Source organism: Bradyrhizobium sp. AZCC 1693, assembly GCF_036924745.1.
Taxonomy (GTDB): domain Bacteria; phylum Pseudomonadota; class Alphaproteobacteria; order Rhizobiales; family Xanthobacteraceae; genus Bradyrhizobium.
The window spans coordinates 6,128,451-6,140,606 of the sequence record NZ_JAZHSD010000001.1 but is presented as its reverse complement, the minus strand read 5'-3'; the positions used below and the strand labels follow the sequence as shown (position 1 = coordinate 6,140,606).

Annotated in this window: 10 protein-coding genes; 3 read left to right on the top strand and 7 right to left on the bottom strand. The window is 63.1% G+C overall.

What is annotated here, in order from left to right; translation table 11 throughout:
* Positions 1-9: 9 nt before the first annotated feature.
* Positions 10-1,095, bottom strand: a complete 1,086-nt coding sequence (locus V1293_RS29115) for a TRAP transporter substrate-binding protein (protein WP_334514316.1) — start codon at positions 1,093-1,095, stop codon at positions 10-12.
* Positions 1,096-1,133: 38 nt separating this feature from the next.
* Positions 1,134-3,110, bottom strand: a complete 1,977-nt coding sequence (locus V1293_RS29110; protein WP_334514314.1) for a primary-amine oxidase — start codon at positions 3,108-3,110, stop codon at positions 1,134-1,136.
* 154 nt (positions 3,111-3,264) lie between these two features.
* Here V1293_RS29110 and V1293_RS29105 point away from each other — a divergent pair, with 154 nt between their 5' ends.
* Positions 3,265-4,200 carry a helix-turn-helix domain-containing protein gene (locus V1293_RS29105; protein WP_334514313.1) on the top strand — a complete coding sequence of 312 codons (936 nt, stop codon included), beginning with the start codon at positions 3,265-3,267 and terminating at the stop codon, positions 4,198-4,200.
* A gap of 14 nt (positions 4,201-4,214) precedes the next feature.
* Here the strand turns inward: V1293_RS29105 and V1293_RS29100 are convergent, their stop codons facing one another.
* Positions 4,215-5,093: a dihydrodipicolinate synthase family protein gene (locus V1293_RS29100; RefSeq protein ID WP_334514311.1), complete on the bottom strand. Its 879-nt coding sequence runs from the start codon at positions 5,091-5,093 to the stop codon at positions 4,215-4,217.
* A gap of 151 nt (positions 5,094-5,244) precedes the next feature.
* Between V1293_RS29100 and V1293_RS29095 the strand changes: the two genes are divergently transcribed.
* Together V1293_RS29095 and V1293_RS29090 are read left to right on the top strand one after the other, a co-directional pair.
* The gene (locus V1293_RS29095; protein WP_334514310.1) at positions 5,245-6,654 is read left to right on the top strand and encodes an FAD-binding oxidoreductase; all 1,410 of its coding nucleotides are present in this window, start codon (positions 5,245-5,247) and stop codon (positions 6,652-6,654) included.
* Between the two features lie 51 nt (positions 6,655-6,705).
* Positions 6,706-7,371 (top strand): GntR family transcriptional regulator, encoded by a 666-nt coding sequence (locus tag V1293_RS29090; protein ID WP_334514308.1) that lies wholly within the window; start codon positions 6,706-6,708, stop codon positions 7,369-7,371.
* Here V1293_RS29090 and V1293_RS29085 read toward each other — a convergent pair.
* The 4 genes from V1293_RS29085 to V1293_RS29070 all read right to left on the bottom strand — a co-directional run bounded on the left by V1293_RS29085 (position 7,344) and on the right by V1293_RS29070 (position 12,116).
* The gene (locus tag V1293_RS29085) at positions 7,344-8,402 is read right to left on the bottom strand and encodes an NAD-dependent epimerase (RefSeq protein WP_334514306.1); all 1,059 of its coding nucleotides are present in this window, start codon (positions 8,400-8,402) and stop codon (positions 7,344-7,346) included. The two genes, V1293_RS29090 and V1293_RS29085, sit on opposite strands and share 28 nt — an antisense overlap.
* 15 nt (positions 8,403-8,417) lie before the next feature.
* A complete protein-coding gene (locus tag V1293_RS29080; RefSeq protein WP_334514304.1) occupies positions 8,418-9,737 on the bottom strand; it encodes a UDP-glucose dehydrogenase family protein in 1,320 nt (439 codons plus the stop codon).
* A 70-nt stretch (positions 9,738-9,807) separates the two neighbouring features.
* On the bottom strand, positions 9,808-10,596 hold the full coding sequence (locus V1293_RS29075) for an FkbM family methyltransferase (RefSeq protein WP_334514303.1): 789 nt from the start codon (positions 10,594-10,596) through the stop codon (positions 9,808-9,810).
* A gap of 86 nt (positions 10,597-10,682) precedes the next feature.
* The gene (locus V1293_RS29070; protein WP_334516962.1) at positions 10,683-12,116 is read right to left on the bottom strand and encodes a mannose-1-phosphate guanylyltransferase/mannose-6-phosphate isomerase; all 1,434 of its coding nucleotides are present in this window, start codon (positions 12,114-12,116) and stop codon (positions 10,683-10,685) included.
* Positions 12,117-12,156 lie beyond the last annotated feature (40 nt).

Here is a 12,156-nt window from a genome sequence, read left to right as displayed (position 1 = left end):
AGCGACCGGTCAGGCGCGGATCCGCCTGATCATGTAGTTGTCGTAGGTGGCCTCGCAGACCTGATGCCACTGGTACTGTTCGTTCCGGAACGCGATCGTCGATTCATATAGCGCCTTGAACTTCGCGTTCTTTGCCGAAACCTCGGCAAAGAGTTCGTTCGTCGCCTTGAACGACGCGTCGAGGATGTCGGTCGAGAACGGCCTCAGTTGCGCACCGGCCGCGACCAGGCGCTTGATGGCGGACGCATTGCGGGCATCATATTTGGCCGTCAGGTCGGCCGCGACCTGGCCGGCCGCGATCGTCACCATGTTCTGATACAGCTTCGGAAGCTCGGCCCATTTCGCGCTGTTGATATAGAGGAAGCCGTTGGCGCAGCCTTCCCACCAGCCGGGATAATAGTAATAGGGCGCCACTTTCAGGAAGCCGAGCTTCTCATCATCATAGGGGCCGATCCATTCGGCGGCGTCGATCGTGCCCTTTTCGAGCGCGGGATAGATGTCGCCCGGCGGGATCTGCTGCGGCACGACGCCGAGCCGGCTCAGCACCTGCCCCGCCACGCCGCCGACCCGGAATTTGAGACCCTTCATGTCGTCGAGCGTCTTGATCTCCTTGCGAAACCATCCACCCATCTGCGCGGTCGTGTTGCCGAACGGAAAGCCCAAAATGCCGAACGTGCCGTAGAGCTCGTTGAGCATATCGAGGCCGCCGCCATAGGTGAGCCAGGCATTCATCTGTCGCGTATTGAGGCCGAACGGAACAGCGGTACCGAAGGCGAACGCCAGGTCCTTGCCGATGTAGTAGTAGGAGGCGCTGTTTCCCATCTCCACGGTATTGTTCGCCACCGCATCGAAGACCTGAAACGCCGGCACGATCTCGCCCGGACCGAACACGCCGATCTGGAATTTCTGGTCCGAGAGTTCACCGATCGCTTTCGCAAACATCTCGCAGGCGCCATAGAGCGTATCGAGGCTCTTGGGGAAGGATGTGGCAAGACGCCAGCGCAAGACCGGCGCGGATTGCGCGACGGCGGGCGCGGCGATGGCGGTAGAGGCAACAGCGAGGCTTGCGGCTTTGAGGAGTTTTCTGCGGTTCATGGTCAGTCTCCCTTGCTCGGTGAAAGAAAGAGCGGATATCACCCGCAGCATGAATCCCTGTCGCGATTGTCCCGGCTCGCGCTGTTTCGGTCGGGCGGCAAGTCCATCGCCGGATTCTCGGCAAAGAAGCCGTTCGGCTTCAGCGTGAAGCCGACATACTCGACCGGCATCACCGGAAAATCCTCGGGACGGCAGACATGCGTCGCCCCAAAGCTGTGCCAGACCACGATGTCCTGGTTTTCGATCGGGCGATTCTGCGCTACGTATTTCGGCAGGCCGTCGCCGCCCGCGTGCTGGTTCGGGAATTCGCCGCTCGCGTAGCGTTCGTCGGCGGCGTAGCGCGTCACCCAGATGTGCTTGGTCGCAAAGCCGCCGCGCGAGGTCATGTAGCAGCCCTCCTGCGCCAGCATCACCGGCGCGCTGTGCGCCAGGAGCTTGTAGGCCGTCGGCCCGCCGACACTGTTCTTTTGATTGGGATTGGTGATCTTCCAGTAGCGTCCCGTCCGCCCGTCAGCCTCGCGGACGGCGTCGCGCTCGCGCGAGAGAACCCGCGACGTGGTATCGAACACGTTGCCGTATGGATTGTCGGTGCCCCATGGCCGCGGCCGGAACTCGTGCTCGGTGACCGTATTGCCCTCGCCGTCCAGCATCATATGGAGCCGGGCGTTGAAGAAATGCTGGTGGGTGGGACCGCCGAGATTCTCAGCAACCATGCCACCCCACGGATACGGCTTGCCCGCGGCGATCGCCGCGGTCTGGATGATGCCGGTGAGCTTGACTTCGAGCTGGATGGTGCCGTCCTGGTAGAAGTACCAGAAGAAGCCGTAGTCGTAGTTTCCAACCGTCGTGAAGAACGAGATGACGAGACGGCGTGAGCGCCGCACCTCGAACGTCTCGTTGCGGAATTCATAATGCTTCCAGAGGATGCCGTAATCCTCCTCGTGCAGGCAGATCGCATTCTTCATGACGCCCGGCTTGCCGTAATCGTCGGCAACCGGCACGTCGAAATAATTGATATGACCGAGGCAGTCGCAGCCGAGTTCGAGCGCGTTGGCGAGCTTGCCGAGCCCGTACTCGCCGGCGTCGAACGCACATTTCCAGAAATGGTTGGCGGTCGGATCGGCGTAGGGAACGATCATGTCGGTGACGCTGGCCCGATAGATGATCGGCCGCTCGCGCCCGCCATCGCGGAAGGCAATCTGATGCAGCACGAGGCCCTCGCGCGCCGTCCACCCGACGCGGAATGACCAGTTCTGCCAATCGACCTTCCATCCATCGACCGTAAAGCTCGGGCCGTCCCTCTGCACGACGTCGAGCGGCTTGACGTCCTTGCGCTTCTGGGGGATCGAGGCGCGGTCGTAGTTGCGCGATTTTTTCGGGATCGGAACGATGTCGGGCTCATCGACCAGGTGGACGATCCTGTTCTCGATCAGGTCGACGAGCGCGACCACGCCTTCGATCGGATGGGCATAGCCATTGTCCTTGAGGTCCTTGCGCCAATAGGAAACGGCGCTGACGAGCCGCCGGCCTTTCTCGGCCTCCCGGTCGAAGTACCCGGCCGAGAACGGATCGACCTGGACCAGCTCAATGTCCTTGTCATCAAGTCCGCGGCGCTTCATCGCACGAAGCCAGCCTGCGTCGGCCTTGACGATGTCGCCGACCTTGAAGACCTCCTCGATCGTGATCGGCGGCTGGCCATACGGATGATCCCTGGTCGGCTGCTCGCGCCACGCTGTCACCGTCTTCGATCCGATATCGACGGTGGCGACGTGCACGGCGCCGGTCCTGCTGTCGAACAGGGTCGCGGCCGCGCACCGTGGAAGCCTTGAAGTCGGTTCCCATCCAAGCACGTCTGACTTGGCCGGTTCCTCGAGCTGCACATGGGTGAATCGCGTATCCGGCCCGAGATTTTTGGCGGTTCTCAATATCTCGGACGCCAGTGCGACCTCGGCTTCGCTGAGCGGATCGAGCGGATGGCCGGCATCGATGCCGGCGGCAGGTTTTGTGCGCATCATGTCAAACCAGATTCCCGAGCTATGGGCGCAGGCTATGACAGCGCTGGCACGGCGTCTTGAATGAGCCTGCCATGTCAGACGCTTGTCAGGCCCTTGCCAGAGCTACCGGTCCTGGGCGACGCTGGGGCATCACAAGCCGGACCTCGTCTGCACGATGCCCATCAGCGTCTCCACCGACCCGATCCGTCCGACCGAGCGGACCGCCTATTGGACCGAGGCGATCTGCCGGTCATTCGCCAATGTCGAGACCAGGCCGCTCGGCTCTGCGATCGTCAGTGGCCACTTCGAGTTCGTCGAGATCGGCGACGCCAAGCTTGTCCGCTTCGACAGCAGCCCGCAATGCTACACCCGCGACGCCAGGCTCGTCAGCCGGGCCGGCTCCGACGAATTCATGTTCGATTTCCAGCGCCGCGGGCGAAGCGCGATGGTGCAGGCCGGCAACGAAGGCACCATCAATCCGGGATATGGCGTGCTCTACGATGCGCGGCGTCCGTTCGAGGACCGGCTGTTCGGTCCCGAGCAGCGTGCGGAATTGCTGATCGCGACCGTGCCCGCCGCGTCCCTGTTGCGATCCGTTCCCGAGGCGGAGCGGCTTTGTGCAAGACCGATCCCATTGTCCGGAACGGTGGCCCGCTCGATTGCCGCCCTGGTCCGCGACGTAATCTCCAGTTCATCCGGGCCGGCAAAACGGGACGAGCCTGATATCGCAGCCTATCTATCGGCCCTGCTGCGCCTTGCCGCCGGCGCCAGCCATCAACTCACCCGTCCGGGGCTGTTTGGCCTGATCGACATCCATCTGAGGGCAAATATCGCCAGTGCCCGGTCTGCGCCGGCGCTTGCCGCCGAATTCGGCATCTCCGAGCGGACGTTTCATCGCATCTTTGCCGACCGCGAAACCACATTCGAACGGCATGTTCTTCATCGGCGTGTCGAGCTGTTTCGAAATCTGCTGCGGCAGCCTTTGCTGGCCGGCGTTCCGATTGCGGGGCTTGCGCATCAGTGCGGGTTCGCCGACGGCGCCCACGCGACCCGCACATTCAAGAACAGATTTGGCGCCACGCCGCGCGACTTTCGCGCGCGCGGAGCGTAGCGCTTTGCCTTTGATCAGGCGGCAACGGGCCGCAACAGCGAATCCAGCCTTGCCGTGAGTGCGACACCGTTGGATGCCGCACGCAGCGGCGGGCGAACTCGCAGCCAGCCGGCATGGCCGCTTCGTGCGGCAAGGACCGCCTTCAGCGCCGGCGTAAAAGGTTCATCGGCGAAAACAGACTGCACCGCGCGCATCTGCGATTCCGCGCCGACGTCGAGCATGGCCCGGATCAGATGGGGGACAATGTTGCCAAGGCCGCAGATCGTGCCGGCGCCGCCCTGAGCAACTGCGCGGGCGATATCGACTTCGTTGCCCACGGTGATCGCCAGCTCCGGCGCCACTGCACGGAACGCCTCAAACTGCTTGAAGTCGGCGCTAGAGTCCTTGAGGCCGGCGACGACAGCGCCGTAGCGCACACGCAGGCGGGCCGCCACCGACGGCGGCACGCCGACGCCGGAAGTCTGCGGAATGTGATAGAGCGTGGCCCGCAGCCGATCGTCGGCGACGCCATCGAGAATCGCGGCGAACGCGTCCTCAATTCCTTCTGCGGTCGCGTCCCGATAAAAATACGGCGGCAGCATCAACACGTGCCGCAACCCCAGCGCCAGCGCCGAGCGGGTCAGCGCGATGCTGTCGGTCACCGCCGCAAAGCCGCTGCCCAAACCTATCCGCTGCTCAGCGATGCCTGCCTTCAGGAGCGATTCGACGGTTGCCAGCCGCTCCGCCGCGCCAAACGAGGTCCCCTCGCCGGTGGTGCCAAACAACACCACACCGTCGGCGCTCTTGGCGAACAGCTGAAGCACGTGGTGCGTCAGCCGGACATGATCCACCGAGCCGTCCGCCGACAATGGCGTCGGCGTTGCTACCCAGAAGCCACGGATAGGATCAGTCATCAAATTGCTCCCTCATCATCGTCGCCGGTGTCCCTGCGTCCAGCGCGCTGTTGACTTGTGTTGTATCTTACATACAAGAATAACTCAAACGATTTCCACGGCTGGAATCAGGCACTTATCGGCTCGGCCGCGCTGGGAGAACGGGCACGCCATGCACACCATCAAACGCGACCAAGTTCAGGAAGCGCTCAGCCGGTTGCAGCGAAAGCTCGGCGCCCAGGCCGTTCTGCTCGGCGACGACGTACCTGCCCGCAATGGCAATGACTGGAGCGCCAGCCTGCCGCAGGCGCCGCTCGCGGTGGTAAGGCCGATCGACGCCAGCGGCGTATCGGAAGCGGTTCTCGCCTGCCGAAAGGCGGGACTTTGTTACGTGCCACAGGGTGGACTGACCGGCCTGTGCCGCGGCGCTTCCCCGGAGGCCGGTTGGGTTGCGATCTCGCTGGAGCGCATGACCGGCATCGAGGAAATCGATCCGGCAGGCGCCACCATGACGGTGCGCGCCGGAACGTCGCTCGAAACCATTCAGAACGCGGCCGACGAACGCGGCATGTTTTTCCCGCTCGATCTCGGTTCGCGCGGATCTTGCGCGATCGGCGGCAACCTCTCCACCAATGCCGGCGGCAATCGCGTGATCCGCTATGGCATGACGCGCGAACTCGTGCTCGGTCTCGAAGTGGTATTGCCCGACGGCACGGTCATGACCAGCCTCAACAAGCTGATCAAGAACAACGCCGGCTATGATCTGAAGCATCTCTTTGTCGGGTCCGAGGGCACGCTCGGCATCATCACCCGCGCGGTGCTCAAGCTACTTCCAAAGCCGCGCTCGACCATGGCCGCGCTCTGCGCCGTTCCGGATTATGCGGCGGTGCTTGCGCTTCTGAACGCAGCGCGCAGCGGGCTCGGTCCGCTGCTGTCGGCGTTCGAGGTGATGTGGCCCGACTATTGGGATGTGATCACCAATCGTGCCGGCGTTCGCTCGCCGGTCGGCACCGGTCATGGCCTCTATGTGCTGGTCGAGGCGCAGGGTACCGACGAAGCGCGCGATGCGCCGCGGTTCGAGACCTGGCTTGCGGAGCTGCTGGAACGCGGGATGCTGAGCGATGCGGCGGTGTCGCAATCGGTCGCGCAGACGAAAGCCTTCTGGGCGGTGCGTGACATCTGTTCGGAATTCGGCCAGGTGCTCGGCCCGCACATCCCCTACGATATCGGCCTCGCCGTTGCCGGCATGGACGAATTCGTCCGGCGCTGCAAGGCGGCACTGGCATCCGGCATTCCCGGTTGCGACAGTGTCTATTACGGGCATATCGGCGACGGCAATCTGCACCTGGTGTCGTGGGTGCCGGGGCTATCCGTCGAGGAGCAGCCGAAGGAAGAAATGGACCAGATCGTCTACGGCCTGGTCCGCGAGATGGGCGGCAGCGTCTCGGCCGAGCACGGCATCGGCACGCTGAAAAAGAAATGGCTGGGTTACGCGCGCAGCGAAGCCGAGATTGCGCTGATGCGCACGCTGAAGGCCGCCCTTGATCCCGACGGCCTGCTCAATCCAGGAAAGGTGATCTGATCGATCCGCAGGTCGCAGGCGGCACAGTGAGAGGCAACAGGCGATCACGCCATGAAATCATTCAAACTCGATACGCCAAAATCGCTGTCGCAGAAGGTGATGCTGCGGTTGCGCCAGGCGATCATCGAAGGCGAACTGAAGCTCGGCGCCGTCATCGCCGAGGAGAGGCTCGCGCAATCCTTTGGCGTCAGCCGCACGCCGGTGCGCGAAGCCATGAGCCTGCTGCAGGCCCATGGGCTCGTCGTGGTGAAGCCGCAGGTCGGCAGCTTCGTCTTCACGCCGAGCGCCGCCGACATCGTTGAACTCTGCACGTTCCGCATCCTGATCGAGCCCAAGGCAGCCGAACTCGCTCACGGCCATGATCGCGACGGCGCGTTGAAAGCGCTGACGGCGGCGGTCGCGGACATGAAGCAGGCGGTGGCGGCAAAGGACACGCTCGCCTACGGCTCGGCGGACACCGCGTTCCACGACGCCCTGTTTGTCCATTGCGGCAATCATTATTTGATGCAGTCCTATCAGCTCATCGCAGGGCGCGTCGCTGCGTTGCGCACCAATTTGAGTTCGCCGCTCGACGTCCGGACGCCGGCGTCATTCGATCAACACCGCGAGTTGCTTGACCTGTTCGAGCGGGGGAAGTTCGAAGGCTTTACGAAACTGATGACCGTGCACATCACCAATTCCGGCCACGCCTATGCGCGCGCGCTGGAAGTGGCCTGAATTCCGCCGTCAGACTGATCTTCGCGATAGCTGCGATACCACGCAGCGAACCTGCGGATGCCTTCCTCGATGGAGGTGGCGGGACGGAAATCCACGTCACGCGAGAGATCATCGACATCGGCATAGGTGGCCGGCACATCGCCCGGCTGCATCGGCAGCAGTTCCTTTGTCGCCGTGCGTCCCAGTTCCTGCTCCAGCAGCGAGACGACGCGCAGCAACTCCTCCGGCTTGCTGTTGCCGATATTGTAGATGCGCCATGGCGCGGCGCTTGATCCCGGATCCGGGGCTTCCCCCAACCGCTGCGGCTTTCCTTGCGGCGCACGACCGATCAGCCGGACCAGCGCGTCCGTCACATCGTCGATGTAAGTAAAGTCACGGAGCATCCGGCCGCCGTTGAACAATCTGATCGGATCGCCGCGGGCGATCGCCTCGGCGAACACGAACAGGGCCATATCGGGCCGGTACCATGGGCCATACACCGTAAAGAACCGCAGGCCGGTGCAGGGAATCCCGTAGAGATGGCTGTACGAATGCGCCATCAACTCGTTCGCCTTCTTGCTTGCGGCATAAAGGCTGATCGGATGATCGACGTTGTCCTGCACCGAAAACGGCAGCTTCCGGTTGGCTCCGTACACCGACGACGAGGACGCAAACAAAAGGTGACGGCAGCCATTGTGCCGGCATCCCTCCAGAATGTTGGTAAAGCCGACCAGGTTCGCATCCACATAGGCATGAGGATCCATGAGCGAATACCGCACGCCGGCTTGCGCAGCGAGGTGGATCACGACGGGAAACCGATGCCGCGCAAACAATTCCGGAACCGCAACGCGATCCGCCAGATCCAGTCGCTCGAACTGAAAGCGCCGGTCGTTACGGAGAATATCGAGCCGCGCGGCCTTCAGCTGCGGATCGTAATACGCATTCAGGTTGTCGACCCCTATGACGCGGTGACCGGACTGAAGCAATCGCTGCGCCACGTGGAATCCGATGAAGCCCGCGGCTCCCGTTAGCAAAATTGGCTGATCGGACATTGTGCCTGCATCCTTTCAGTACGCCATCGATTTCGGCCGGCCCACGCCGCAATACAGAAAGCCGTTCCGCTCCACCTCCTCCGGAGAGTAGATGTTGCGCAAATCGACGATGACGGGGCAGGCCATAATGGTGGACAACTCCTTCAGATCCAGCGCCCGGAACTGTTCCCATTCCGTGACGATGACGAGCGCATGGCATCCCTTGGCGCAACGGTAGGCGTTGTCGCAGAAGGTGACGTTCTCGAACACCTTCTTCGCCTGCTCCATGCCGACGGGATCGAAAACCCGCACCTCGGCGCCCATGTCCTGCAGCGCGGTGATCAGCGGAATCGACGGCGCGTCGCGCATGTCGTCGGTATCGGGCTTGAAGGTCACGCCGAGCACGGCGATCGATTTTCCGCGCAGATTGCCGCCGAATGCGTTCGCGACCTTGCGCGCCATCGCCCGCTTGCGCTGGTCGTTGACGGCAACCACCGTTTCCACGATCCGCACCGGCGATTCATGGTCCTGGCCGGTCTTGATCAGCGCCATCGCATCCTTTGGAAAGCAGGAGCCGCCGAAGCCCGGGCCTGCGTGCAGGAACTTCTGGCCAATCCGGTTGTCGAGGCCGATGCCGCGCGCGACTTCCTGCACATTGGCGCCGACCTTCTCGGCAAGATCGGCGATCTCGTTGATGAAGGCTATCTTGGTGGCAAGAAAGGAGTTGGCGGCATATTTCGTCAGCTCCGCGGTGCGGCGATCCGTATAGAGGATCGGCGAGGCGTTGAGGTGAAGCGGCCGGTACACCTCGGCCATGACGCCGCGGGCGCGTGCGTCTTCCGTTCCGATCACGATCCGGTCGGGATGCTTGAAGTCGCGGATCGCCGCCCCCTCGCGCAGGAACTCCGGATTCGACACGACGGCAACTGTGGCTGAGGGATTCTCCTCACGGATGATGCGCTCAACCTCGTCGCCGGTGCCGACCGGAACCGTCGACTTGGTGACCACCACCGCTCGCTCGGGGAGCACGCTCGCGATCTCGCGCGCCGCCGCGTAGACGTAGGACAGATCGGCGTGGCCGTCGCCGCGGCGCGACGGCGTGCCCACCGCAATGAACACCACTTCCGCTTCGCTGACCGCCGACTTCAGATCGCTTGCGAATGAAAGGCGGCCCTGGCCGACATTTCGCGCGACCAGTTCGGCCAATCCCGGCTCGTGAATCGGCATCTCGCCGTTGTTGAGGCGGTCGACCTTCTCCGCGTTGCTGTCGATACAGACGACCTGATGTCCAAAATCGGAAAAGCACGCCCCTGACACCAGCCCGACATAGCCGGCGCCAATCATTGCGATATGCATTACGGTTCCTGTGTGAGACGCCGCGCGCGGCCGTGGCCGCGCCGACAAAAGATGGTGGTGAGGCGACGAGCTAGCTGCTCAATATCGATTCACCGTCGAGATGACGGGGAAAGAAGAAGAAGTTGTTGACGTAGACCCGTCCGTCCTTGCGGCCGCCGTCCGGCCGCAGCGCGCCGGCATCCTGAAGCCAGCGGGAATCGAACTGCTCCACGCCGATCACGTCGTTGTCCTTCAGGAAGAACCCGCGATAGGATTTATCCCGGAAGAATTCGAACACCGAGCGCGTCGCCTCGGCGCGGTGGCGATCTTCCGCCTCCACCAGAAATACCGGCTGGCAACGCTCCAGGAGTTCGACGGCGCCGTTCAGGACATTCAGCTCGTGGCCTTCGACGTCGATCTTCACGAACGCCACGTCCTGGTCGATGACCGCGTCGAGGCGCGCGATCGGCACATGGGCAGAGACTGTTCTGGCCGATGAATCGGTTCGCACCTCCAGCGAGGCAAGCCCATAGACCAGGCCGTCATCGCCTTGCGGGATGAACAGCTCGGCATCGCCGTCATGATCCGACAGCGCGATCTCGTGGACGCTCACATTCCGCGCCGAGGTTCGGCGCAGCAGCCTCGCCATCTGCTGCGAAGGCTCGAAGGCATGAACCTGCCGGGAGAGGCGCGCCAGCCGCCGCGTGTACAGGCCGCAATTGGCTCCGACGTCCACCGTCACCGCGTCATCGGGAATTACTTTGTCGAGATAGGACAGTTCCCGCTCCGCCGTCTTCGGGCGCTTCATGAAATGCCATTGCAGCCATATCGAGGGAAACGCGTCCTTCACCAGCTCCTTGACCTGTTGTTTTGCGTTCATTGCCGCCTCCCTTCGTGTGGCACGCATCGCCTTCGCCGCGGCGTTGCGTCGCTCTCGATTCGGATGCTGCCCCTCACCCCGCCGCCTCAGACGCGGTCATAGATATCCTGCACGCGAACGATGTCGTCTTCCCCGAGATAGGCGCCCGACTGGACTTCGATCAGATTGAGCGGAACCTTGCCGGGGTTCTCCAGGCGATGCATGCATCCCAACGGCACGAAGATCGACTCGTTCTCTCGCAGCAGGATTTCCTCGTCGTCGCGCGTGACGATCGCGGTGCCGTTCACCACGACCCAGTGTTCGGCGCGGTGATAATGCTTCTGCAGCGACAGCTTGGCGCCGGGATTGACGGTGATGCGCTTGACCTGGAACCGATCGCCCGCGTGAATCGATTGATAGTAGCCCCACGGGCGATGCACGCTGTGGGTCTGGGTTGCCGAGCGATGGCCGTTTGCCTTCAGGCGCTCGACCAGCTTTCCGACATCCTGGTCGCGCTTGCGGCTGGTCACCAGAACCACATCAGGCGACGTCGCGATGACGAGATCCTCGACCCCGAGGGCTGCGACCAATTGTCCGTCGCCACGGACATAACAGCCGGAAGTGTCTTCCATCACCGCATCGCCAATCACCACATTGCCCGACGGATCCTTTTCCGCCATCGACCACAACGCCGACCAGCTTCCGACATCGCTCCAGTCAAAGGTGGCGGGAACGACCACGGCATTGTGGGTCTTCTCCATGATCGCGTAGTCCATCGAGATGGTCGGGCAGGCCTCGAACGCGCGCTCCTCAAGGCGGAGAAAATCGAGGTCGCGGGTCGCGCCCGTCAGCGCCTTGCGGCAGGCGGCGAGAACCTCCGGCGCCCGGTGCGCCAATTCGTCGATGAACTGGCGCGCCGGCAGCAGAAATATCCCGCTGTTCCAGACATGCTCGTCGCAGGCCAGCAGGCGCTCGACCGTCACCAGATCCGGCTTCTCGACGAAGCCGGCAACGTTGCGGATAGGGGAGACCGCTTCCAGCTCGTCGCCCATGTGAATATAGCCGAACCCGGTCGCCGCCGACGAAGGCCGAACGCCGAACAGGACAAATCGGCCGTAGCGCGCTGCCGTGACGCCCGTCGATATGGCGGCGCGAAACGCCGCATGATCGCGCACCCAGTGATCGACCGGCATCGCCAGTATCACCGCGTCGGGATCGCTTTCGCTGGCGAGCAGCGCTGCGACCGCAACCGCAGGCGCGGTATTTCTTCCGAACGGTTCGAGCACGATGGTGGGACGATCGACGCCGACCGCGCGCAACTGCTCGCCGATCGCAAATCGGTGCTCGGCGTTGGCGATCACCATCGGCTCGGTAAACAGCGAGCGATCGTCGACCCGCAACGCCGTTTGCTGCAGCAAGGTGTTTTCGCCGAGCAGCGAGAGCAGTTGCTTGGGATAGGTCTCGCGCGACAGCGGCCATAGCCGCGAGCCGGCGCCGCCCGACAGGAGAACGGGTACGATACGGCCGCGCGGCTCGATCATCGCCATTGCATGGTCCTTCGATTTTTGTTGCGATGTTTTG